Source organism: Brevibacterium sp. HMSC24B04, from assembly GCF_001806835.1.
Classification (GTDB): Bacteria; Actinomycetota; Actinomycetes; order Actinomycetales; family Brevibacteriaceae; genus Brevibacterium; species Brevibacterium ravenspurgense.
The window spans coordinates 282-23,826 of the sequence record NZ_KV786077.1; the positions used below are offsets into that span (position 1 = coordinate 282).

The following is a 23,545-nucleotide window of genomic DNA, read 5'->3' on the forward strand; positions in this document are numbered from 1 at the left end:
CCTGCCATTCTGAGCGAACCCTCCCAAACAAAAACACCCGCAAGCCGGAATCTGCGCCTTAGCAACACGAAGACTCCCCTTAGCCGGGATCTGCGGCTTAGCCGCAACTGCTAAGGGGAGTTTTTGTTGCTAGAGCGTGGGTGGCAGGGAGTGGCCAGGTGAGGGCTCAGGGGCTTCCGCGCTAGGTGGGGGGCTCCCGAGGTGGAGGTCTGGTCCCTGCCCGGGCGGCAGCTGTGGGTGGGGATTCAGGAGGTGGAGTTCCAGTACCAGCTGAGCCGGCACCTCGTGAGCTTGACCGGGCGGCACCTCGTACTGCGCCTTTCCCAGCGGACCCTGCCATTCTGAGCGAACCCTCCCAAACAAAAAACACCCGCAAGCCGGAATCTGCGCCTTAGCCGCAAGAAGACTCCCTTTAGCCGGAATCCACGGCTTAGCAACAACTGCTAAGGGGAGTTTTTGTTGCTAAAGCGTGGGTGGCAGGGAGTGCCGAGGTGAGGGCTCAGGGGCTTCCGCGCTAGGCGGGGATTCAGGAGGTGGAGGTCCAGTACCAGCCAAAGCGGCACCTCGTGAGCTCGACCCGGCGCCGCCTCGTACCTAACCAGCTTTTGTGCCCAGCCCAACCCAATACCGGCCCCGTACAACGCAAACGGCCCGGAGGGAAATCCCTCCGGGCCGCCTGCCACGGGTGAGAACCAGCGGGCTCTCCCCCGCCTATTCGTGCAGCTGATTCACCCTCGCGAGCGTTCAACCCCGCGGCTGAATCACACGCTCAAGCGAATCAGATGTCGCCGAAGCCTCCGAAGTCGTAGTCCTCGAGCGGAATGGTCGACCCTTCGCCGGCGAATGCCGGGTAGAAGTCACCATAGGTGTTCGAGAACATTTCCTGCTTGGCTTCGTCAGTCGGTTCGACAATCATGTTGCGGTAGCGGTGCATACCGGTGCCGGCCGGGATGAGCTTACCGAGGATGACGTTTTCCTTCAGGCCGAGCAGCGGGTCGGACTTGCCTTCCATAGCTGCTTCAGTCAGCACGCGCGTGGTCTCCTGGAACGATGCAGCCGACAGCCACGATTCGGTGGCCAGCGACGCCTTCGTAATGCCCATGAGTTCGTCACGTGCGGAGGCCGGCTGGCCGCCTTCTGCAACGACGCGCTTGTTTTCGTCCTGGTAGCGGCCGCGGTCAACGAGTTCACCCGGCAGCAGGTTGGTGTCGCCGGACTCGATGACCGTCACACGGCGCAGCATCTGACGCACAATGACTTCGATGTGCTTGTCGTGAATGCCGACACCCTGCGAACGGTAGACCTTCTGGACTTCGTCAACAAGGAACTTCTCGGCGTCGCGACGACCGCGGATGCGCAGCACCTGCTTGGGGTCGATCGCACCTTCAACCAGCTGGGTGCCGGCTTCGATGTTCTGGCCGTCTTCAACCAGAAGCTGTGCGCGACGACCGACTGCGTGCTCGATTTCGTCAGAACCGTCAGACGGGATCACGATGACGTAGCGCGTCTTACGGCTGTCGTCGATCTTGACCTTGCCGGCTGCTTCCGAAATCGGCGCGTAGCCCTTGGGCGTACGTGCTTCGAAGAGCTCGGTGACACGCGGCAGACCCTGCGTAATGTCACCGCCACCGCCGGCGGCAACACCACCGGTGTGGAACGTACGCATGGTCAGCTGCGTACCGGGTTCACCAATCGACTGTGCTGCGACGGTGCCGACTGCTTCGCCGATGTCGACGAGCTTGCCGGTTGCCATCGAGCGACCGTAGTGCTCAGCCGAGATCTGCGCGTCGGAGTCGGCGGTGAGAACCGACAGCACCTTGACTTCGCGAACGCCGGCGGCAACCAGCTGGTCGAGCACATCGACCGAAATGTCGGTCTTTGCGGGCACCACGACGTTGCCGTCGGCGTCGGTGACGTCGACTGCCGTGAGGCGGCCCAGAACCGAGGTTTCGGCCCATTCGTGCACAACGAGGTTGCCCTTTGCGTCTTCCTGAGCGACGGGCAGCGTGATGCCGCGCTTCGAGTCGGTGGTTTCGGTGCGGATGATGACATCCTGCGAAACATCAACCAGACGACGCGTGAGGTAACCGGAGTCTGCGGTGCGCAGAGCGGTGTCTGCCAGACCCTTACGAGCACCGTGCGATGCGATGAAGTACTCGAGGACCGACAGGCCTTCGCGGTAGTTCGACTTAATCGGACGCGGGATGATTTCACCCTTCGGGTTCGTCACAAGACCGCGCATTGCGGCCAGCTGACGGACCTGCGTCCAGTTACCGGAAGCACCGGACTCGACAAGGCGCAGAATCGAGTTCTCCGAAGTGAAGTTCTTCTGCATTGCCTCGGCGATCTTGTCGGTGGTGTCCGACCAGATCTTGACGAGTTCGGTACGGCGCTCCTCATCGGTGAGCGCACCGAAGGCGTACTGTTCTTCGACCTTGTCGACGAGCTCTTCGGCTTCGTTGAGCGACTGTTCCTTGGATTCCGGAGACACGATGTCGCTCATTGCGACGGTCAGACCGGAGCGGGTTGCCTGGTAGAAGCCGGTTTCCTTGAAGTTGTCGAGTGCCTGTGCGACTTCCACGCGCGGGTAGTTGTCTGCGAGGCGGTTGACGATCTTCGACAGCTGCTTCTTGCCGATGGTCTCGTTGACGTACGGGTAGTCCTCCGGCAGGGTCCGGTTGAACAGGGCACGGCCCAGGGTGGTCTCGAGGACGAGGGTGTCGCCCTGTTCCCAGCCTTCCGGCAGTTCCATCTTCCGATGCGGAACGATGTTGCTCAGGCGGATCTTCACCTTGGCGCCGAGGTCGAGTTCGCCACGGTCGTAGGCCATGATGGCCTCCGAAACCGAACCGAAGTCGCGGCCGATGCCGGGCACATCTTCGCGTTCGGAGGTCAGGTGGAAGATGCCGATGATCATGTCCTGCGTGGGCATGGTCACGGGCTTGCCGTCCGAAGGCTTGAGGATGTTGTTCGCCGACAGCATCAGCAGGCGTGCTTCAGCCTGTGCTTCAGCGGACAGCGGCAGGTGGACTGCCATCTGGTCACCGTCGAAGTCAGCGTTGAAGGCGGTGCAGACCAGCGGGTGGATCTGAATTGCCTTGCCTTCAACCAGCTGCGGTTCGAAGGCCTGGATGCCCAGACGGTGCAGGGTGGGTGCACGGTTGAGCAGAACCGGGTGCTCCTGAATGACTTCTTCGAGCACGTCCCACACCTGCGGGTGCTGACGTTCGACCATGCGCTTAGCCGACTTGATGTTCTGGGCGTGGTTGAGGTCAACCAGGCGTTTCATCACGAACGGCTTGAACAGTTCGAGTGCCATGGTCTTGGGCAGACCGCATTCGTGCAGCTTCAGGGTCGGGCCGACCACGATGACCGAACGGCCGGAGTAGTCGACGCGCTTACCGAGCAGGTTCTGACGGAAGCGACCCTGCTTGCCCTTGAGCATGTCGGACAGCGACTTGAGCGGACGGTTGCCCGGTCCGGTGACGGGGCGACCGCGACGGCCGTTGTCGAACAGTGAGTCGACTGCTTCCTGGAGCATCCGCTTTTCGTTGTTGACGATGATTTCGGGTGCACCGAGGTCAAGCAGGCGCTTGAGGCGGTTGTTGCGGTTGATGACACGACGGTAGAGGTCGTTGAGGTCGCTGGTTGCGAAGCGGCCACCGTCAAGCTGCACCATGGGGCGCAGTTCCGGCGGGATGACCGGGATCGCGTCGAGCACCATGCCTTCGGGCTTGTTGTCCGTGGTCATGAATGCGTTGACGACCTTGAGGCGCTTGAGCGCGCGGGTCTTGCGCTGGCCCTTGCCGGTGCGAATGAGTTCGCGCAGCATTTCGGCTTCGGATTCGAGGTCGAAGTCCTTGAGGCGCTGCTGGATGGCAGCGGCACCCATGGAGCCCTCGAAGTAGATGCCGAAGCGGGCGACCATGTCGCGGTACAGGCTTTCGTCACCTTCGAGGTCTGCGACCTTGAGGTTCTTGAAGCGGTCCCACACCTGTTCCAGGCGGTCCAACTGGCGTTCGGAGTTGCGGCGGATGTTGCCGAGTTCCTTGTTTGCCTGCTTTTCGACCTTGCTCTTGGCCGCTGCGGTTGCACCGTCGGCTTCGAGTTCCTTGAGGTCGTCTTCCAGTTTCTTGGAGCGACGGTCGAGGTCCGCGTTCATGCGGTCTTCGATCTGCTTCTTTTCGACGTCCACCTGGTTCTGCAGGGTGGGCATGTCGCGGTGGCGCGAGTCTTCGTCGACCGACGTGATCATGTAGGCCGCGAAGTAGATGACCTTTTCGAGGTCCTTCGGAGCCAGGTCGAGCAGGTAGCCCAGGCGGCTGGGCACGCCCTTGAAGTACCAGATGTGGGTGACGGGAGCGGCGAGCTCGATGTGGCCCATGCGCTCACGGCGCACCTTGGCGCGGGTGACTTCAACACCGCAGCGCTCACAGATGATGCCCTTGAAGCGCACGCGCTTGTACTTGCCGCAGGCGCATTCCCAGTCGCGGGTGGGACCGAAGATGCGCTCACAGAACAGGCCGTCCTTCTCCGGCTTGAGCGTGCGGTAGTTGATGGTCTCGGGCTTCTTGACTTCGCCGTGCGACCACTGGCGAACCTCATCAGCCGTAGCCAGGCCGATGCGCAGTTCATCAAAGAAATTAACGTCAGGCACGTAAATCCTCTTCCTTGGTGACCTTCAGAAGGTCAGTAAAAATTCGGGCTGGCTGTCAGACTTCGTCGACTGTCTGGGCTTCGTCACGCGAAAGGTTGATGCCGAGCTCTTCAGCTGCTCGGTACATTTCGTCGTCTTCGCGCATTTCGACGGCGTGGCCGTCTGCCGACAGAACTTCGATGTCAAGGCACAGCGACTGCATTTCCTTGATGAGGACCTTGAACGACTCGGGGATGCCCGGGTCGGGAAGGTTCTCGCCCTTGACGATTGCTTCGTAGACCTTGACGCGGCCGGGAACGTCGTCCGACTTGGTGGTCAGGAGTTCCTGCAGCGTGTAGGCCGCACCGTAGGCTTCGAGCGCCCACACTTCCATTTCGCCGAAGCGCTGGCCGCCGAACTGTGCCTTACCGCCCAGCGGCTGCTGGGTGATCATCGAGTACGGGCCGGTGGAACGAGCGTGGATCTTATCGTCGACCAGGTGGTGGAGCTTGAGCATGTACATGTAGCCCACCGAGACCGGGTACGGGAACGGTTCGCCGGAGCGGCCGTCGAACAGGCGGGCCTTTCCGGAGCCGTCGATCAGGCGCTCACCGTCGCGGTTGAGGCGGGTGTTGTCGAGCAGGCCGCGCAGTTCGGGTTCGTGCGCACCGTCGAACACCGGGGTTGCGACGTTGGTGCCGGGTTCGGCTTCGAGGTCGAAGCCGGCGTCCTTGAGGTCCTGTGCCCATTCGGGGTTGCCTTCGATCTTCCAGCCCTGCTTGGCTGCCCAGCCAAGGTGGGTTTCGAAGACCTGGCCGATGTTCATTCGGCGCGGAACACCGTGCGGGTTGAGGATGATGTCGACGGGGGTTCCGTCTTCCATGAACGGCATGTCTTCAACCGGCAGGATGGTCGAGATGACGCCCTTGTTTCCGTGGCGTCCGGCCATCTTGTCGCCGACGGTGATCTTGCGGCGCTGGGCCACGTAGACGCGCACCAGCTGGTTGACACCGGGGGTGAGTTCGTCATCTTCTTCGCGGTCGAAGACCTTGACGGCGATCACGGTTCCGGTTTCGCCGTGGGGCACCTTGAGCGAGGTGTCGCGGACTTCGCGCGACTTTTCGCCGAAGATGGCGCGCAGCAGGCGCTCTTCGGGGGTCAGTTCGGTTTCACCCTTGGGGGTCACCTTGCCGACCAGGATGTCGCCGTCGGTGACTTCGGCGCCGATGCGGATGATGCCGCGGTCGTCGAGGTCTGCCAGGGCTTCCTGCGCGATGTTCGGGATGTCGCGGGTGATCTCTTCGGCACCGAGCTTGGTGTCGCGAGCGTCGACTTCGTATTCCTCGATGTGGATCGAGGACAGGACGTCGTCCTGCACCATGCGCTGAGACAGGATGATGGCGTCTTCGAAGTTGTAGCCTTCCCACGACATGAAAGCCACGAGGAGGTTCTTGCCGAGGGCCATTTCACCGTTCTGGGTGGACGGACCGTCAGCCAGCACCGCACCGACTTCGACTCGGTCGCCTTCGGACACGATGATCTTCTGGTTGTACGAGGTGCCGTGGTTGGAGCGGCGGAACTTCTCGGCTCGGTAGGTGGTCTGGGTGTCGTCGTCGTTCATGACGGTGACGTAGTCAGCGGAGACTTCGGTGACCACACCGGCCTTGTCGGCGGTGATGACATCGCCGGCGTCGATGGCCGAGCGGTATTCCATGCCGGTGCCGACCAGCGGTGCTTCTGCGCGGACCAGCGGAACGGCCTGACGCTGCATGTTCGCACCCATGAGGGCGCGGTTGGCGTCGTCGTGTTCGAGGAACGGGATAAGGGCCGTGCCGACCGACACCATCTGACGTGCAGACACGTCCATGAAGTCGATGTCTTCCTTGGGCAGCAGTTCGGCTTCGCCGGAACCGCCCTTGGGGCGAGACAGGACGAAGTCTTCTGCGAAGCGCTGGTCGTCGGTCAGCGGTGCGTTTGCCTGTGCGATGTTGTACGGGAGTTCATCGTCAGCCGTGAGGTAGCGCGTCTTGTCGGTGACAACGCCGTTCTCAACGATGCGGTACGGGGTTTCGATGAAGCCGAACGGGTTGATGCGCGCATAGGAGGCGAGCGAACCGATCAGACCGATGTTGGGGCCTTCCGGCGTTTCGATGGGGCACATGCGTCCGTAGTGCGACGGGTGGACGTCGCGGACTTCCATGCCCGCACGGTCACGCGACAGACCGCCGGGGCCCAGAGCCGACAGGCGGCGCTTGTGGGTAAGGCCGGCCAGCGGGTTGTTCTGGTCCATGAACTGCGACAGCTGCGAAGTTCCGAAGAACTCCTTGATGGCTGCCACGACGGGACGAATGTTGATGAGCGTCTGCGGGGTGATCGCTTCGACGTCCTGGGTGGTCATGCGCTCGCGGACCACGCGCTCCATGCGCGAAAGACCGGTGCGGACCTGACCTTCGATCAGTTCGCCGACCGCGCGGATGCGGCGGTTGCCGAAGTGGTCGATGTCGTCCAGGGCGACCGGGATGTCGACGCTTTCGCCGTCGCGCGTGCCCTTGAGAGTTTCGTGGCCGGCGTGCAGCGCAACGATGTAGTGGATGGCAGCGGCGATGTCGTCGGTGGTAAGCACACCCTGTGTGACGTCTTCATCGACCCCGAGCTTGCGGTTGACCTTGTAGCGGCCGACCTTGGCGAGGTCGTAGCGCTTGGGGTTGAAGTAGAGGTTCTGCAGAAGGTTTTCTGCAGCTTCAACAGTGGCCGGTTCGGACGGACGCAGCTTGCGGTAAATGTCGATGAGCGCTTCTTCGCGCGTTTCGACGGTGTCCTTGGCAAGGGTTTCGCGGATCGACTCGAATTCGCCGTAGCGTTCGAGGATTTCCGAGGAGGTCCAGCCAAGTGCCTTGAGCAGCACCGTGACCGACTGCTTGCGCTTGCGGTCGAGGCGAACGCCAACCTGGTCGCGCTTGTCGACTTCAAACTCCAGCCATGCACCGCGCGACGGGATGATCTTCGCGGTGAAGATGTCCTTGTCTGAGGTCTTGTCCGGGGTCGATTCGAAGTAGGCGCCGGGCGAGCGGACGAGCTGCGAAACGACGACGCGCTCGGTCCCGTTGATGATGAAGGTGCCCTTGGGGGTCATGAGCGGGAAGTCGCCCATGAACACCGTCTGGCTCTTGATCTCCATGGTGGAGGTGTTCATGAATTCAGCGGTCACGAACAGCGGCGCCGAATAGGTGATGTCGCGCTCCTTGCACTCGTCGATCGAGTACTTGGGCGGCTCAAAGCGGTGGTCGCGGAACGACAGCGACATGGATCCGGAGAAGTCTTCGATCGGGGAGATCTCTTCGAAGATGTCTTCGAGCCCCGAGGTTTCCGGAACGGAGGTGTCGCCGTTCTCGATTGCTTCCGCAACTCGCTCCTGCCAGGCTTCCGAGCCGATCAGCCAGTCGAAGCTGTCGGTCTGCAGTCCCAGGAGGTTGGGAACTTCGAGAGGTTCGTGGATCTTCGCGAAGGAAATGCGCTGAGGCGGGTTAGCGGTCCTGATGTTTTCGTTGGCGGCGGCCAATGGGTTCCTTCCACGTTGTGGTCATCACTCGTGCGCTGCAGCGTTGAATCACCCGAGGTCCGGCCGGGTCGCTTTGCGACACTCGCTTCCGCTGACGTCACGGCGGATCCGGTCAAGGTGTGCTAGTTTGATGCCCACCGCTATATGAAGGCACAGCAAACCCACTGCAACACAAACATTCAGAATAGCTGATTGAACCTGCTGTAGCAAGACCCCCTGTGGTAGGGTCGATCTTCTCCGCACTTTTTGCGCTCTGCACTGTCCGACGAAAGCCGTGACGAGCAGGGCGCTTTTTCGTTCCCAACTGCACTGCTGGGCAGCACGTCCTCCCACCCTGCTCCCACCTCGCCCACCAGCACTTGTGACCTATAGTCACCGTCCAAAATATTGGAATCGGCGGCAGTTTCGTTCGGCAGACGTGAGGGGCTTCACGTTAACCTGGGCCTATCTATTGGGAGGCCCGATGCACAACCTGCCGCTTATACCCGCATCACTCGGCTCGATGCCATTGCTGCTCTTGGCGGCGCTCGCCGCGCTCATATACAGCGCTGTTCAGTTGGTCCTGCCCTATCTGCACAGTCGGAGAATACCGGTCGGCGCCCAAGCCCGAGCCGCCGCTCCCCTGCCGCCAACCCGGCCCGGAGTTCCGACCCAGCCCCCAGTTCCACCTCGTCAGCCGAGCGCCCCACCCCAACCACAGCACCGGCCTGTACATCCGCACGACCCAACCCCAACAGCACGGCCACAGCACCCAGCGGCCAGGCCGCCCTACCCGGCTGCTGTGCTTCAGGCACAGCCGAACAATGACGTTGCCCTCTACGCGAACCTGCTGCTGGGAGTTGCCACTGCGTTCCTCGTGATCGCAGCGTTCATCTTCGTGGGCATCGCCCAGCATGCGCTGCTGCGGGCCATCACGGTCATCGGCGTTGCCGTCATCACCTACGGCGCAGGCCTCGGCATTGCTCTGCTGTCTTCGCGTCTGAAACCCGTCGGCATTGCCCTGACGGCGGTCGGCCTCGTCCTGCTTCCGATTTCGGGGGCCGCTCTGGGCGCCCTCAACATCACGGGGGCAAAAACCGCGTGGCTTGTGGCTTCAGTGCTTGGGCTGATCAGCTGCGCACTTGCGGCAGCGCTGCTGCGTTCTGAGCTCGTCACGTGGTTTGGTCTGCTGTTCATCGGCTCGACCGTGCTGTCGGTGATCAACTTCGGCGGACCGTCGTTTGCCTACTACGGGGTCGGCCTGGTGGTCGTGTCGATGGCGTTCATCATCATCGGCCGTGTTCTCGAGGGCCCGTATACGGGCCGCAGGACTGCTCGCTCACGAGGTGCCGCCGACTTCCGCTCTTTCCTCTCTGCTGAGCGGGGTCAGAAGGTCCGCTGGGCGCGACCCTTTGTCCTGTTGGGACAGATCATCGCACCGGCATCAGGTGTGTGCGCGCTCATCACCCTGCCTGACGATTCACCGTGGGCGAAGGGTGTTTTCTGGCTGGTGCTGACGGTGTTCTACATCGTGTTGGGCATCTGCCGCAGCTGGACTTACGCACTCGGTGCCGCCCTGCTGACCAGCACGATCGGCATCACGACGCTGACGGGATCACTGTGCCGTACCTCCGGCAGTCCAGCGTTCGGCGAAGGCGGCCAATACATGCCCGTGTGCGAAGTGGCAGTCTCGACTGCAGGAATCGCCGCTTCAGTCGTGCAGATCCTCGTCATAACCGCCGCCTTTGCGATGTTTGTGCGGCAGGGCCGGAAGCTCACCGTGCTCATCTCGCTGTACATTTCCGCGACGATCCTCACGGTGTCGACGCTGGCGGCCATGCGGAGGACCTTCTCCATCATCAGGTTCTATGAGGACACTGGTCGTCCTGATGATTTCGGCGCGGCAGTCGATGCTGTACAGCTGCCGCTGCTGCTGATAGCAGTCTTCTTGGTGCTGGCAGGGATTATCTGCGCGTGGGCGGCCTGGCGGGGAGACTCTGCCTTCCTGCAGGCAACATCCGCAGTGTCGTTTGCAGCCACTCCCCTGCTGGGCACGGGCTTTTCGAGGTTTGGGCCCGATTGGACTTTCAGCGCAGTAATGCTCACGCTGAACACCGTCATGGTCGTCGGCCACGGTGCGCTGACTTTTGCTGCGCGCACAAAAGCGGGCAGGCAGCGCCGTCAGCTTCGCTCAGTGTCCATGATCTCTGCCGCCGTCATCAGCATTGCCGGGGGCCTGCCCTTCACGCTTCTTGTGTGGTCGGACAGTTCGACTCCGATGATCTGGGCGCTGTTCGCGGCTTCCGTGGTGGCGACCGCGATCTTCATTGGGGCGGCATTCTTCTTCCGCTCTGCTGTCATTTCATTTACGGCACTGTGCGCGGCCTTCGGTGGGACCGGTGCGCTGGGCTTCATCATCAGCCTCTCTGCCGGAGCCAACTACAGCGCGGCGCTGTTCATCCCGGTGGCCGGCATCGGATCGGCTGTCCTGTGGCTCGTGTCGCACCGCCTGTGGCTGCGGGGCCGGACCCGACGGTCGTGGATGGCATACGCCCTGTCGATCGTGTGGGCGGCCTCTGCCGCCTCCGGTCTCCTTCGGCACACCTTCTTCAACGAAGACGGCCGGGTGTTCAGCGCCTCCGTCGTCATGATCACGGCGGGCATTGCAGCTGCCTGCACCGCCGCGGGAGCACAGGCAGCCGTCGCCTACCTCCGCCGCACGTGCCCCGCGGTGCCCAACCGGCGCTATCTGCTCACGGTTCCGGTGCTGGTCTTCACCGGCGCGCTCTGGGCCGTTCTCATCACCCGGTTCTTGGGTCTTCCGCTTGCAGTGGTTTCCATCGCCTTCGCCCTGACCGCACTTGCGATCGCTTGGATGAGTCTGAGCCTGTCCATTCAATGGCTGCAGCTGCCCGCGGGAGCGACGCTGTTTGTCAGTCTGCTCTTCGCATCCAGCGAACTGACAACCAGCTTTTCACTCACCGTGCTGCTTGCAGCCTGGGGCACATGGGCCGTTGCCTATGCCGGTCACTGGATTCTGGCCCTGTTGCACCGCAAAGTGTTGGCTTCTCTCATCACCGCCGCGCTTGCGCTTGTAATGGCACTGTTCTCACTGCCTTTGGTCACATTGAAGGAAACGTGGCTGCACGATCCCAAGCGCGCCGCAACGGGAGCGACGATCGCGATTCTTGCGCTCATGGTGTTTGGCGCCGCGCGTTTCTTCAAGAATCCGAGGCACCGGCTGGGATGCCAGGAAGGCGCCTCCTATCTTGGCGCTATCGCGCTCATGCTGGTGATCGACGGTTTTATCGACACGCGCTTTGTTGTCCTGTGGCACGTACCCGTCATCGTCGCCCTCACATGGGCTCTGTATCTGGTCCGCCGCGGCAGGCAACAACAGGCCCAGTTCCCTGCGACAGATGAGTTCTTCAACCTCTTCGACCTGCGGATCCTCCTTGCGTGGCTGGTCTTGACGGTGGCGGGAATAGCCGCGGCGACGACCGGCCCCGGTTGGCTGACTGTGCTGTTCCTGGCCGACCACGTTGCACTGTTGGTGCTCGGCGCGCTCACATCCCGCCAATGGGCTCTGTGGTGGGGACTCGCTGCCTGCGCCGCAGCGGTGTTCTGGGGCCTGCGCAATCTGGTCTGGCTGGCGCTTGTGCTTCTGGCACTCATGCTCATCGGCATTGTCGTGTGGATGCTGCTGCGGCCGAAAAAGGAAAAATCCGTACCGACAGCATTTGCTGGACCCCCTCAGCCGGGCGCGCCACCCCAGCCCCACCCGGGAGGCCAGGCACATCCCGGTTATGCCCCACAGCAGACTCACAGGCCGGCACAGCAGCCTCAACCGCCGGGGCACGCTCAACCGCAGCGGCAACAGGGCCACTCCGGGCCACCCATGCCGCAGCAAACGCCCCACCCGCAGGGACAGCAGACCTCGACAGCGCCCCCGCGAGGACCGATGCCGCCCGGGCAGCCGGCTCGTCAGCCCGGAAAGCCGCCCCAGCAGCAGCCACCTCGTCAGTCCGGACAGCCACCCCAGCAGCAGCCACCTCGGCCTTCTGGTCGCGGCGAACCAGACACCGCTCCGCCGCCCGGGCCGGGCTTCGGGCGCGAAGGCGGCCATCGAGGCCCCGGCCAGTAGACTTCAGCGACACACAAGGAGGACCATGGCAGACAGTTCTGAAGAGCAGGCCGGAATCTACGCCATCACGACCGATCCAGCGGTACTCAACAGCTACCTGATCGTCGGCACCAGCCGCGCACTGCTGGTCGACACCGGATCGGGGCCGCAGCAGGCAGCGCGCATCCTCAAAACCGCCCGTACGGTCACCAGCCTGCCGATTTCCGTGCTCAACACGCACGACCACTGGGACCATTTCTTCGGCAATGCGCACGTGAAGGCCGAAGGTGTAGACGAGTTCCTTGCAAGTGAGCGCTTCGCCCACGATCAAGCCGCAAGCGCATGGCTTCAGCTGGCGGAAGTGCCGGCGACAGACGAACCGGACCTCCCGGCCGACCCCACCGAACTCATCGTCGAGCCCACACAAGTCGTTGCCCACGGCGACACAATCGACCTCGGCGGCACAGTGGTCACAGTGCGCGAATACTCCGGGCACACAGAAAGCGACATCGTCCTGCAGGTGTCAGATGTGCTCATCGTGGGCGACCTCATTGAAGAAGGTGCTCCCCCACAGTTCGGCGATGACGCTCAGCCCAGCGCGTGGGCACAGACCCTTCGGGACCTTCTCGCGATCGACGGGATCAGCGTCTACTGCCCCGGCCACGGCGAACCTGTCGACAGAGCCTTCGTCCAAGCACAGGCTGACGACGTTGCGGCTGTCGCAGCACAGCTGGCTGACCCTGACGCCGGTGATGCAGAGGTGAGCCTCCGCCAGGCGCAGCCGTTCACGTACCTGTCCAGCACCGGCGGGGCAAAGCGGATCAGGTGAGCGGCGCCTCGTAAGAAGATGCCCAGAAACAGCAAAACCCCCGGGAAAAATCCCGGGGGTTCGCTGTAGAACAGTCAGTGACCGATGATCACTTCAGCGAGACGGTTGCGCCTGCAGCTTCGAGCTGTTCCTTAGCCTTTTCAGCGTCTTCCTTCGAAGCGCCTTCGAGGATCGGCTTCGGAGCCGAGTCAACGAGGTCCTTGGCTTCCTTGAGGCCCAGCGAAGTCAGAGCGCGGACTTCCTTAATAACCGGAACCTTCTTGTCGCCAGCGGATTCGAGGACAACGTCGAATTCGCTCTTCTCTTCAGCGGCACCGCCGGCGTCGCCGCCGCCTGCAGCCGGAGCAGCTGCAGCAGCAACCGGAGCAGCTGCTTCAACTTCGAATTCTTCTTCGAACTTCTTGACGAAGTCGTTGAGTTCGATGAGGGTCAGTTCCTTGAAAGCTTCGATGAGCTCTTCGGGGGTGAGCTTAGCCATTGTGGCAAAGTCCTTCCATTAATGGGTCTACAGCTTTTTGGGCTGTAGGAAAACCGGGTTTGGTTATGAAGCTCAGGCGGCTTCCGATTCCTGCTTGGCGCGCAGAGCGTCCACGGTGCGAACTGCCTTGATGGCAGGTGCGGTGAACGTGTAGGCGGCCTTGTAGAGGCTGCCCTTCATAGCGCCGGCTGCCTTGGCAAGCAGCACCTCGCGGGATTCGAGTTCCGCCAGCTTCGAAACATCCTCAGCTGTAAGAGCAGCACCGTCGAAGTAACCGCCCTTGATGACCAGCTTGGGATTCGCCTTGGCAAAGTCCCGCAGGGCCTTCGCAGCGTCAACAGGTTCGCCTTCGATGAACGCGATGGCGGTCGGGCCGTTCAGCAGACCGTCAAACGCGTCAATTCCAGCTTCCTTAGCCGCGATGGCCGTCAGCGTGTTCTTTACCACGGCGTAGGTGGTGTTCTCACCCAGCGAACGACGCAGTTCCTGCATTTCGCCCACTGTGAGACCACGGTACTCGGTCAGCACTGCAGCGGAGGAGTTGTCAAAACGGTTTTTGATCTCCTTTACCGCGGCTGCCTTGTCAAGCCTCGCCATGGTATTCCTTTCAATACATCTGTTGGTTTGCCCAAAACAAAAAGCGCTCCGCATACAGGTGCGGAACGCTTGGCGTTCGACTGACAGCACAGGTTATGCGCTTTCAGCTTTGTTCTCACCTGCGTGGGTCACTCTCATGAGTCTTCGCCGGATCCTGCTGCTTGCGCGGCATTTTCCGAGACCGACGGTCTTGGGCAGATTCAATAGTAGAGCAGGACGGTGCTTAGACGCAAATCCTGCCCCTTACGAGGCGGAGCTCGCCTTCCCGCTGGGAAGACGAGCTCCGCTCTTACTCACCTGGGCGCTGGATCAGCGCAGGGAGGCAACGTCCAGCGGGATGGCCGGACCGTTGGTCGTGGCGAGCGTCGCCTTGGTGACGTAGCGACCCTTGGAGGACGACGGCTTCAGACGTGCGATCTCTTCGACAGCGGCTGCGAAGTTGTCGCGCAGCTGGTCTTCCGAGAACGAAGCCTTGCCGATGATGAAGTGCAGGTTCGCGTGCTTGTCAACACGGAACTCGATCTTGCCGCCCTTGATGTCCTGGACAGCCTTGGCGACGTCCATGGTGACGGTGCCGGTCTTGGGGTTCGGCATGAGTCCGCGGGGACCCAGAACCTTACCCAGACGGCCGACCTTGCCCATCATGTCCGGGGTTGCAACAGCAGCGTCGAAGTCAGTGAAGCCTCCGGCCACCTTTTCCAGCAGGTCATCGGAGCCGACATAGTCAGCACCTGCTTCACGGGCAGCTTCAGCACGGTCTCCGGCTGCGAACACCAGGACCGTAGCGGTCTTACCGGTGCCGTGCGGGAGGTTCACGGTGCCGCGCACCATCTGGTCGGCCTTGCGGGGGTCGACGCCCAGACGGAATGCAACTTCGACGGTCGAGTCGAACTTCGAAACGGCGGTTTCCTTGGCCAGGGCTACTGCCTGGTCCGGGGTGTAGTGAGTGTCAGCCGCGATCTTTTCGGCTGCGGCCCTGTAGGCCTTTGAGCGCTTTGCCATCTGCTATCTCCTTGCAGTTGTGGTGCGGGCCGCGCCGGCCCTACCACGTTTGGGTATGCCTGATCAGGCCTTGATGTCGGTGGTGATGCCCATGGAACGAGCGGTGCCGGCCACGATCTTGGATGCGGCATCGATGTCGTTCGCGTTGAGGTCAGGCATCTTGGTTTCGGCGATTTCGCGCACCTGGTCAGCGGTCAGGTGACCGACCTTGACGGTGTGCGGGGTTGCCGAACCCGACTTCAGTCCAGCTGCCTTCTTGATCAGCTGAGCAGCCGGCGGGGTCTTGGTGATGAAGTCGAACGAGCGGTCTTCGTAAACGGTGATTTCAACCGGAACGATGTTGCCGCGCATGGATTCTGTGGCCGCGTTGTAGGCCTTGCAGAATTCCATGATGTTCACGCCGTGCTGACCAAGGGCAGGACCGACCGGGGGTGCCGGGTTAGCAGCGCCCGCCTGGATCTGCAGCTTGATCAGACCGACAGCCTTTTTCTTGGGTGCCATGTTGGTCCTTAATCTGGTAGTTGTTCCCACGGTCAGAAGGGCCGTGGGCTTTGGACGCGGTTGTCCGCTCCGATGAGGGCGGACGGAGTCCAAACCACAACATTATTCCACGCCCGCCCGGTTTTGTTAAATGCGGGTGCCCTGCACCACATAGGCCTCAGCTGGGCAGCCATTTCCAACAGAAGCAAAAGCGGGCGCCCGGCGTTAAGCCGTGCACCCGCTTTCAGCGTAAGAACAAGATCAGATCTTGGAGACCTGGTTGAAGCCGAGCTCCACGGGAACGTCGCGTTCGAAAATCGACAGAAGAACCGTGAGCTTCTGCTGTTCGGGGCGGATTTCCTGAATGGTTGCAGGCTGGCCTTCGAAGGAGCCTTCCTTGACCATGACGGATTCGCCGATTTCGAATTCGGTTTCGATGGGCGTGCCGTCTGCTGCGGCCTGTTCGCCGGCGGCCTTGGCAGCCTCTGCCTGCTGCTCTTCGAAGATCGGGGCGAGCATGCCGGCGACCTCGTCGATGCTCAGTGGGATCGGGTCGTACGCGTTGCCGACGAAGCCGGTGACGCCGGGGGTGTGGCGGACAACGCCCCACGATTCGTCAGTGAGTTCCATGCGGACGAGCACGTAGCCGGGCACACGCACGCGGCGAACGGTCTTGCGCTGACCGTTCTTGATTTCGACGACTTCTTCCATCGGCACCTGGATTTCAAAGATTTCGTCTTCTGCGTTGAGCGATACCGCACGGTTTTCCAGGTTGACCTTGACGCGGTTTTCGTAGCCCGCGTAGGAGTGGATGACGTACCAGTCGCCGTCCTTCATGCGAAGGTCGGATTTGAACTCTTCGAACGGGTCGACTTCCGGTGCAGACTGCTGGTCTGCAGCGTCCACGCCGTCGGCAATTTCGCCCGTTGCGGGGTCGAAGTTCTCTGCCTGTTCGGCTTCGACGTTTTCCGGAGTGTTTTCAGACACCGATTCTCCTTTGTTTTCGCGGTCGGCGGCGCGGGTCGTGTTCAGTGGTTCAGCTGTACTTGGGTGTTACCAGAGCGGCCACAGCGGCGAGCCCGCGAAGATGAATCCGGCAAGTTTGCCGAACACGAAGTCGAGGATGGTCACAAGCACCATCATGAGAGCCACGAAGCCCAGAACGACGAGCGTGTAGTTGAGCAGCTCCTTGCGGCTGGGAGTGACAACCTTTTTCAGCTGGTCGAAGACTTCGCGAATGAACTGAATGATGGCGCCGAAGAAGCCCTGCTTCTTCTGCGCTGTTTCGGAGTTTGCCTGAGATTCAGCCACTCGTCCTCATTCTTCCGTCTGCGTTCCCGACCTTCGGGCTTTCCCGGCCGCGCCGGGTAAGAGCAGGGGTGACAGGACTCGAACCTGCAACCTACGGTTTTGGAGACCGTTGCGCTACCAATTGCGCCACACCCCTAAGCGAGCACCGGTTCATCATAGCCGCATTGCTGCAGCTGATGGAAACGGGGCGTCACCGACACAACATATTAGCCGTTCGGTGTGCTCGCGTCGAACTGAACCGGCTTTCGCCTACAGTTCCAGGCCAACGAGGTTCGGTTCGGGTACCAGTGTGATCCCGAATCGGCCCTGCACGCCATCGCGGATGTGCCGCGCCAGTTCGATGATTTCCTGTGCCTGGGCACCTCCCGTGTTGGTCAGCGCCAGGGTGTGCTTGCTCGACAGTGCAGCCTTGGAGCCGTCGAGTCGGAAGCCTTTGGCAAAACCCGCCTGCTCAATGAGCCACGCCGCCGAGGTTTTGACCACCGAGGGGTCGTCTTTGCCCGTGCTGGGGTCCACGACCGGATAGCGTGGGGCTCCTTCCGGCAGTGCCACCTGTTCGACGTCGAGGATCGGATTGGTGAAGAACGATCCAGCCGACCACGTGTCATGATCTTCGGCGTCCAGCACCATGCCCTTTGAGCTGCGCAGTTCAAGCACGGCTTCGCGCACCGCGGTGGGGCTTGCGGTGTCGCCGACTTCTACGCCGAGAGTGTTGGCCAGCTGGGCGTACCTGATGGGTACTCCCCCGGTTCCGCTGGCTTTCGGCAGGTTGAAGGTCACGGAGAGCACCACGTAGCGCGGCTGTCCGTGGTGGTGCGCTGTGCGCTTGAGGACCGACGTGCGGTAGCCGAATTCGAGCTCTGCTTTGCGCACAATCAGGGTGCGGCCGAACTCGCGGTCGAACAGGTATACCGATTCGATCGTGGAAGACACCTCGACGCCGTAGGCTCCTACGTTCTGCACGGGTGTCGCGCCCACGGACCCGGGTATCCCGGACAGCGGTTCCAGGCCGGTGAGGCCCTGTTCAATGGTCCAGGCGACGAAGCTGTCCCAGTCTTCACCGGCGTGGGCCGTTGCGCGTGCGGTGCCGCGGCCGCGTTCCAGTTGGACGCCTTCCGTGCGGATGATGCCCACGGGACCTGCAAAGCCGTCATCGGAGACCACGAGGTTGGAACCGCCGCCGACCAGCAGTGCGGGCCCGTCTTGCAGGCGGTAGTCGTCTGCGAATGCTACGAGTTCGTTTTCGGTGGTGAGGATTTCTGCATTGGCAGCGGGGCCGCCGATCCTCAGGGTGGTGTACTCGGCAAGGTTGATGGGTGTGCTCATGCCAGGCGCACCTTGACCTGGGTGCGACCGAGGACCGAGGTGTCTTCTGCTGTGACGTTGACGTCGAGCCGGACTGTGCCGTTGTCTTCGTCTACTGCGCCTACTGTCGCTGTGACTGCGAGCTCAACTGTGGGCTGTTCGGGTGATCCGTTTTCGGCGTCCGGCACAACGACGGGCTTGGTGAAGCGTGTGCGGTAGTCGATGACGGCACCCGGGTTGCCGGCCCACTGGGTGATGGGTCCGACGGCCAGGGCCATGGTGAGCATGCCGTGTGCGATGACGTTGGGCAGGCCGACTTCTTTTGCAAAGCGTTCGTTCCAGTGGATGGTGTTGTAGTCGCCGGAGGCTCCCGCGTAGCGGACCAGGTCTGCTCGTGAGATCGGGATGGCGCGGTTGAGCACTTCCTGGCCGACTTCGAGTTCTGTCAGGACCGGAGCTTTCGAGGTGTCAGTCATCGTCGCCTCCTCGTACAACAATGGTCGAGGTCACGGTGGCAACGTGGTCGCCCGCTGCGGTGAGCTCGGTTCGGGTGGTGATCATGGCGTGACCGCCGGCTTCGCGCAGGCCGTCGACGTGGGTGACGCATTCGAGTTCGTCGCCGGCGACGATCGGCCGGCTGTAGGTGAACTGCTCTCCGCCGTGGACTACGCGGGAAAAATCGATGCCGGAGTTTTCATCGAAGATGTAGCGCTGTTCTGAGCGCTGAGCTGGGATGACCGCGAAGGTCGGCGGGGCCACAAGGTCGGCGTATCCAGCTTCCCGAGCCGCGTCTATGTCTGTGTGGGCCGGGTGTTCGGCGCCTGTGGCGCGGGCGAATTCGGCGATGGCTTCGCGTGAAACCACGTACGGCTGCGGAAGGCGGTATTCGGCCCCCTGCAGCTCGGTGTTGACTGCCATAGTTTCCTCCTCGTTCAGGGATCAAGTCTAGGCGGTCTTGGTGACGCGGAAAGCAGACAGGCCATTCTGCGGCACACTCGTCTTCCCGCGTTCGGGCATAGAAAAAGGCTCCCAACAGAAATCTGCTGGAAGCCTTAGACAAGTAGCGGGAGCGGGGCTCGATCCCGCGACCTCACGATTATGAGTCGTGCGCTCTAACCACCTGAGCTACCCCGCCACAGTGCAGCGCGGTGACTACACCAGAGCCCCAAAAGGGAATCGAACCCTTGACCTTTTCCTTACCATGGAAACGCTCTGCCGACTGAGCTATTGGGGCAACGAGAACTAACTCTACACATCAGAATCGCGAATGCAAAATCCGCGCAGAAGGATTAGGCCGAGACCTTCGTCACAGGCGCTGACCCGGCGGCTCACACGTCAAACTTCGCGGTCAGATAGCCCTGCAGGCGTCCCAATTGGTTCGTGATGATCCCGCTGACACCAGCCGACAGAAGCGCATCCCAGCCTTCGGGAGCATCAACCGTGTGCACATTGACGCACAGGTCAAGTTCGCGGATCTCCTCAACCAGTTCACGGCGCGATTTGAAGCCGCGGAACGACGGCGCGTAGCCGATCCCCTCAAGGCGCTGCACAAGCTCGACATCGCCCTCTTTCGGCACCACCCGCAGAAGAATCCGCGGAATGTGCCCGGCGATCGCCTGACAGTTGTGCAGGGTGTGCTGCGAAAAGCTCTGCAGAACCACGCGGTCTGCCATCCCGTGCTGGGTGATCAGGTCGACGACAGCGGCTACTCCCCCGGCCTCCCAGTCGCCCTTCAATTCCAGCAGCAGCCAGCCGCCTCGAAAAGACATGCTGTACAGAACAGCATCCAAATGCGGAATCCGCTGCCCGGCAAAACCCGGACCAAGCCACGATCCAGCATCGGCCAAAGAGATCTGCTCATCCGACAGGTTCGCAACAGCACCGGACGCGTCAGTGGTGCGGTTCAGCGTGGGGTCGTGCAGCACCAGCGGGGTGCCGTCAGCACTCAAGTGCACATCGATCTCAATGAAGTCGGCCTCAAGAGCACGCGCAGCATCGATTGCGGCCATCGTGTTCTCGGGAACCGCACCCGAATAGCCCCTGTGCGCAATCGCCCAGGGTTTACCGCCTCGGCCGGGCACCCTGTCAATGCCCCGGTCCCGCAGGAACTGCGTGAACATCACACCACCCCAAAAGCGAGCATGGCATCGGCAACCTTGCGGAAGCCGGCAATGTTCGCCCCCATCGCATAGTTGCCGGGGTGGTTGTACTTGTCAGCCGTAGCCAAGCAGGTTTCGTGGATGTTCTTCATAATCTGCGTCAAACGCGCCTCCGTGTACTCAAACGTCCACGAGTCACGTTCAGCGTTCTGCTGCATTTCCAGCGCAGAAGTCGCAACACCACCGGCGTTGGCCGCCTTGCCCGGGCCGTACGGCACCCCGGCATCGGCGAAGATGGCAACCGCATCGTGCGTACACGGCATGTTCGCGCCTTCCGCAACAACGCGCAGACCGTTCTTCACCAGCTTCGCGGCCGACTTACCGTCGAGCTCGTTCTGCGTGGCACACGGCAGCGCGATGTCCATCGGGACTTCCCACACGCAGCCGTTCTTGACGTACTTCGCGTTCCCGCCGCGGCGCTGCGCGTATTCGCTGATGCGACCGCGCTCTTCCAGTTTGATCTGCTTGAGCAGGTCAAGGTCGATGCCGTCGGGGTCGTAGACATAGCCACCGGAGTCGCTGGCGGTAACAGCCAGACCGCCCAACTGGTGAACCTTCTCGATTGCGTAGATCGCCACGTTTCCAGACCCGGAAACACCGACCCGCGCACCGTCAAAAGACCCGCCGATGCTGGCAAGCATTTCGCCGGCGAAAATCGCACAGCCGTAGCCGGTGGCCTCGGTGCGGACCAGCGAACCGCCCCAGGACAGTCCCTTGCCGGTGAGCACACCGGATTCGTAGCGGTTGGTGATCCGCTTGTACTGGCCGAACAGATAGCCGATCTCACGGGACCCAACCCCAATGTCACCAGCCGGGACGTCGGTGTATTCACCCAGATAGCGGTACAGCTCAGTCATGAACGACTGACAGAAGCGCATGACTTCGTCATCGGACTTCCCGTGCGGATCGAAGTCAGCTCCACCCTTGCCGCCGCCAATAGGCAGGCCGGTCAGGGAGTTCTTGAAGATCTGCTCAAACCCCAAAAACTTGATGATGCCGAGGTTGACCGACGGGTGGAAGCGCAAGCCGCCCTTGTAGGGCCCGAGTGCTGAGTTGAACTCAACGCGGAAACCGCGGTTGACCTGCACCTGACCCTTGTCATCAACCCATGGGACGCGGAAGATCAGCTGGCGCTCTGGTTCGCACATCTGCGCAACGATTCGCGCATCGGCGTATTCCGGATGGCGGTTGCCCAGTGCGCGCAGCGAGCTGAGGACTTCGCGGACGGCCTGGTGGAACTCGGGTTCTGCCGGGTTGCGGGCAATGACCTTTTCCTGCAGGTCGTCAATCGTCTCCAATGGCACGCGGTATCTCCCCTCGCTTCGGACCTCGAATGGGCCGGACCGTGTGGCGGTCTCATCCGAATAATATTCTTCCGCCTGGATCCATGTGCATGCGACCATGATTTGGACCACTTCATTCGCGGATGTTGTGTTCACAGATGCAGAAAAGGCCCCGACCGCGTGGTCGGAGCCTTTTGGCTGTGGCAGATGAAGGATTCGAACCTTCGAAGGCAATGCCGTCTGATTTACAGTCAGATCCCTTTGGCCGCTCGGGCAATCTGCCGGGATTATGCTCTGCTTTCGGCTGAGCACTCGTAACACTATAGACGCTCGAAGGTGAAAAGCGAAATCCTGTCCCGGCCCAACACCACCGCTCGCCTCATCGCAGACCGAGCACTGCCTGTGCGTCTTCCGACTACACTTCGCGGTGTGTCCGTCGTTCCTGATCTTCTGACCTCTCTGCCCGCGGCAGTCGTTCTTCTTGCCCTGCTCACCGGGCTGCTGCTGGCTGCCCGCATCCGCGCCCCGTGGTCATCTGCCTACGCCGTTCTCCGCGGAACCGTGCAGCTGGCCGTGCTCGCGTTCGTGCTCACCGGTGCGCTCACATCCATCGGCTGGGTTGTCGTCTTCCTCTTCGTCATGTTCGCGGTCGCCTGGAGGGCCGCGTTTAAGCGCGCTCGCGCCCTTGGTGAGTCGGTCGGTCTTAGGCGCACTGCCGCAGTCATCGGAATCGGGATGTTCACAGGCGCCGCTGTCACTCTGCTGACGGTGTTCGGTCTGCGCGGCCTCGAGTTCTTCCCGTCGTATCTGCTGGCACTCGGCGGAATCGTCATCGGCAACTGCATGACGTTCTCCACTCTCACTGTCCAACGGCTGCGCTCCCTTCTCCATGACCGCTGGCCCGAGGTCGAGGCGTGGCTGGCTCTCGGCGCCACTCCCCGGCAGGCGACAGCCCAGCTGGGGCGGGAGGCCGTGTACTCGGCTCTTGTTCCGAACGTCGACAAGACCCGCACGACGGGACTGGTCACGCTGCCGGGTGCTTTTGTCGGCGCGCTCTTCGGCGGGTCTCCTCCGTACGAGGCGGGGCTGTTCCAGATGTTTGTTCTGATCGGCATCATGACTGCCGGGGCGATCGTGTCGATCACGATCACCACAACGCTGGCGCCGCGCGCCAAGAAGCCCGTACTCGACAGCGACTAACGCTTAGACTGTGGTCGATTCGTTGACGAACTAGGAGGCACTGATGGCTGATTCAAGCTTTGACATTGTCAGCAAGGTCGACAAGCAGGAAGCGGACAACGCTCTCAACCAGGCGGCGAAGGAAATCCACTCCCGCTACGACTTCAAGGGTGTGGACCCCTCAATCGAGTGGTCTGGCGAAAAGGTCCTCATGAAGGCCAATTCGGAAGAGCGCGTTCTGGCTGTTCTCGACGTCTTCCAGTCCAAACTGGTCCGCCGCGGCATTTCTCTGAAGTCGCTCGATGCCGGCGATCCCTTTGCGTCTGGCAAGGAGTACCGGATCGAAGCGGCCATCAAGGAGGGCATCGAACAGAAGACCGCGAAGGAGATCTCCAAGATCATCCGCGAGGAAGGCCCCAAGGGCGTCAAGCCGCAGATCCAGGGCGACGAACTGCGCGTCTCCTCAAAGAAGCGCGACGACCTTCAGGCTGTCATCGCTCTGCTCAAGGGCAAGGACCTCGACGTCGACCTGCAGTTCGTCAACTACCGCTGACGGTTCCGGGTGAGCGCAAGCCGCGCCACCGGCAGCCGGAACACAGAGGGCGAGGCGGAATTCCGCCTCGCC

General features: G+C 61.8%; 17 protein-coding genes and 4 tRNA genes. 4 read left to right on the top strand and 17 right to left on the bottom strand.

The window, feature by feature from the left end:
• Positions 1 to 778: 778 nt before the first annotated feature.
• Together HMPREF3092_RS02950 and rpoB are read right to left on the bottom strand one after the other, a co-directional pair.
• Entirely contained in the window at positions 779 to 4,657 is a 3,879-nt protein-coding gene (locus HMPREF3092_RS02950) for a DNA-directed RNA polymerase subunit beta' (RefSeq protein ID WP_070423790.1), read from the bottom strand.
• A 55-nt stretch (positions 4,658 to 4,712) separates the two neighbouring features.
• On the bottom strand, positions 4,713 to 8,195 hold the full coding sequence (gene rpoB / locus HMPREF3092_RS02955; protein ID WP_070423791.1) for a DNA-directed RNA polymerase subunit beta: 3,483 nt from the start codon (positions 8,193 to 8,195) through the stop codon (positions 4,713 to 4,715).
• Between the two features lie 781 nt (positions 8,196 to 8,976).
• On the opposite strand from rpoB, the gene HMPREF3092_RS02960 reads away from it, so the two are divergent.
• Both HMPREF3092_RS02960 and HMPREF3092_RS02965 read left to right on the top strand, forming a co-directional pair.
• A complete protein-coding gene (locus HMPREF3092_RS02960) occupies positions 8,977 to 12,318 on the top strand; it encodes a hypothetical protein (protein WP_070423792.1) in 3,342 nt (1,113 codons plus the stop codon).
• A 25-nt stretch (positions 12,319 to 12,343) separates the two neighbouring features.
• Positions 12,344 to 13,126, top strand: coding sequence for an MBL fold metallo-hydrolase (locus HMPREF3092_RS02965; RefSeq protein ID WP_070423793.1), 783 nt, complete (start codon positions 12,344 to 12,346; stop codon positions 13,124 to 13,126).
• Positions 13,127 to 13,214: 88 nt separating this feature from the next.
• Here the strand turns inward: HMPREF3092_RS02965 and rplL are convergent, their stop codons facing one another.
• The 15 genes from rplL to HMPREF3092_RS03040 form a co-directional block, all read right to left on the bottom strand.
• Positions 13,215 to 13,604, bottom strand: coding sequence for a 50S ribosomal protein L7/L12 (rplL, locus tag HMPREF3092_RS02970; protein WP_070423794.1), 390 nt, complete (start codon positions 13,602 to 13,604; stop codon positions 13,215 to 13,217).
• A 72-nt stretch (positions 13,605 to 13,676) separates the two neighbouring features.
• Positions 13,677 to 14,201 carry a 50S ribosomal protein L10 gene (gene rplJ / locus HMPREF3092_RS02975; RefSeq protein WP_019174622.1) on the bottom strand — a complete coding sequence of 175 codons (525 nt, stop codon included), beginning with the start codon at positions 14,199 to 14,201 and terminating at the stop codon, positions 13,677 to 13,679.
• 309 nt (positions 14,202 to 14,510) lie between these two features.
• Positions 14,511 to 15,203: a 50S ribosomal protein L1 gene (rplA, locus tag HMPREF3092_RS02980; RefSeq protein ID WP_070423795.1), complete on the bottom strand. Its 693-nt coding sequence runs from the start codon at positions 15,201 to 15,203 to the stop codon at positions 14,511 to 14,513.
• Positions 15,204 to 15,266: 63 nt separating this feature from the next.
• Entirely contained in the window at positions 15,267 to 15,704 is a 438-nt protein-coding gene (rplK, locus tag HMPREF3092_RS02985) for a 50S ribosomal protein L11 (RefSeq protein WP_019174620.1), read from the bottom strand.
• A gap of 240 nt (positions 15,705 to 15,944) precedes the next feature.
• Entirely contained in the window at positions 15,945 to 16,670 is a 726-nt protein-coding gene (gene nusG / locus HMPREF3092_RS02990; RefSeq protein ID WP_019174619.1) for a transcription termination/antitermination protein NusG, read from the bottom strand.
• A 66-nt stretch (positions 16,671 to 16,736) separates the two neighbouring features.
• A complete protein-coding gene (gene secE / locus HMPREF3092_RS02995) occupies positions 16,737 to 16,994 on the bottom strand; it encodes a preprotein translocase subunit SecE (RefSeq protein WP_019174618.1) in 258 nt (85 codons plus the stop codon).
• A gap of 63 nt (positions 16,995 to 17,057) precedes the next feature.
• A tRNA-Trp gene (locus tag HMPREF3092_RS03000) sits at positions 17,058 to 17,130 on the bottom strand.
• A 113-nt stretch (positions 17,131 to 17,243) separates the two neighbouring features.
• Positions 17,244 to 18,320: a UDP-N-acetylmuramate dehydrogenase gene (locus tag HMPREF3092_RS03005; protein WP_070423796.1), complete on the bottom strand. Its 1,077-nt coding sequence runs from the start codon at positions 18,318 to 18,320 to the stop codon at positions 17,244 to 17,246.
• Entirely contained in the window at positions 18,317 to 18,775 is a 459-nt protein-coding gene (locus tag HMPREF3092_RS03010; protein ID WP_019174616.1) for a MaoC family dehydratase, read from the bottom strand. The genes HMPREF3092_RS03005 and HMPREF3092_RS03010 overlap by 4 nt, the downstream gene beginning before the upstream one ends.
• Complete coding sequence (locus HMPREF3092_RS03015; RefSeq protein ID WP_061940627.1) at positions 18,768 to 19,217, bottom strand: FAS1-like dehydratase domain-containing protein; 450 nt, start codon at positions 19,215 to 19,217, stop codon at positions 18,768 to 18,770. Before HMPREF3092_RS03015 ends, HMPREF3092_RS03010 begins: the two co-directional genes overlap by 8 nt.
• 143 nt (positions 19,218 to 19,360) lie before the next feature.
• Positions 19,361 to 19,434: transfer RNA gene (locus HMPREF3092_RS03020), tRNA-Met, on the bottom strand.
• Between the two features lie 26 nt (positions 19,435 to 19,460).
• Positions 19,461 to 19,533 (bottom strand) — tRNA-Thr (locus HMPREF3092_RS03025).
• Positions 19,534 to 19,627: 94 nt separating this feature from the next.
• Positions 19,628 to 20,419: a glycerophosphodiester phosphodiesterase gene (locus HMPREF3092_RS03030; RefSeq protein WP_082784611.1), complete on the bottom strand. Its 792-nt coding sequence runs from the start codon at positions 20,417 to 20,419 to the stop codon at positions 19,628 to 19,630.
• Positions 20,419 to 21,756, bottom strand: a complete 1,338-nt coding sequence (gene gdhA / locus HMPREF3092_RS03035) for an NADP-specific glutamate dehydrogenase (protein ID WP_082784612.1) — start codon at positions 21,754 to 21,756, stop codon at positions 20,419 to 20,421. Before gdhA ends, HMPREF3092_RS03030 begins: the two co-directional genes overlap by 1 nt.
• 186 nt (positions 21,757 to 21,942) lie before the next feature.
• A tRNA-Tyr gene (locus HMPREF3092_RS03040) sits at positions 21,943 to 22,024 on the bottom strand.
• A gap of 146 nt (positions 22,025 to 22,170) precedes the next feature.
• On the opposite strand from HMPREF3092_RS03040, the gene HMPREF3092_RS03045 reads away from it, so the two are divergent.
• Both HMPREF3092_RS03045 and HMPREF3092_RS03050 read left to right on the top strand, forming a co-directional pair.
• Positions 22,171 to 22,941 (top strand): ABC transporter permease, encoded by a 771-nt coding sequence (locus HMPREF3092_RS03045; RefSeq protein ID WP_070423797.1) that lies wholly within the window; start codon positions 22,171 to 22,173, stop codon positions 22,939 to 22,941.
• A 43-nt stretch (positions 22,942 to 22,984) separates the two neighbouring features.
• Positions 22,985 to 23,473, top strand: a complete 489-nt coding sequence (locus HMPREF3092_RS03050; protein WP_019174611.1) for a YajQ family cyclic di-GMP-binding protein — start codon at positions 22,985 to 22,987, stop codon at positions 23,471 to 23,473.
• The last annotated feature ends 72 nt before the right edge of the window (positions 23,474 to 23,545 follow it).

Bases quoted from the DNA above. Each gene is read 5' to 3' on its own strand.
- HMPREF3092_RS02965 (WP_070423793.1), top strand. From the start codon at position 12,344: ATGGCAGACAGTTCTGAAGAGCAGGCCGGAATCTACGCCATCACGACC.
- rplL (WP_070423794.1), bottom strand. From the start codon at position 13,604: ATGGCTAAGCTCACCCCCGAAGAGCTCATCGAAGCTTTCAAGGAACTG.
- rplJ (WP_019174622.1), bottom strand. From the start codon at position 14,201: ATGGCGAGGCTTGACAAGGCAGCCGCGGTAAAGGAGATCAAAAACCGT.
- rplA (WP_070423795.1), bottom strand. From the start codon at position 15,203: ATGGCAAAGCGCTCAAAGGCCTACAGGGCCGCAGCCGAAAAGATCGCG.
- rplK (WP_019174620.1), bottom strand. From the start codon at position 15,704: ATGGCACCCAAGAAAAAGGCTGTCGGTCTGATCAAGCTGCAGATCCAG.
- HMPREF3092_RS03005 (WP_070423796.1), bottom strand. From the start codon at position 18,320: ATGAGCACACCCATCAACCTTGCCGAGTACACCACCCTGAGGATCGGC.
- HMPREF3092_RS03010 (WP_019174616.1), bottom strand. From the start codon at position 18,775: ATGACTGACACCTCGAAAGCTCCGGTCCTGACAGAACTCGAAGTCGGC.
- HMPREF3092_RS03015 (WP_061940627.1), bottom strand. From the start codon at position 19,217: ATGGCAGTCAACACCGAGCTGCAGGGGGCCGAATACCGCCTTCCGCAG.
- HMPREF3092_RS03030 (WP_082784611.1), bottom strand. From the start codon at position 20,419: ATGTTCACGCAGTTCCTGCGGGACCGGGGCATTGACAGGGTGCCCGGC.
- HMPREF3092_RS03050 (WP_019174611.1), top strand. From the start codon at position 22,985: ATGGCTGATTCAAGCTTTGACATTGTCAGCAAGGTCGACAAGCAGGAA.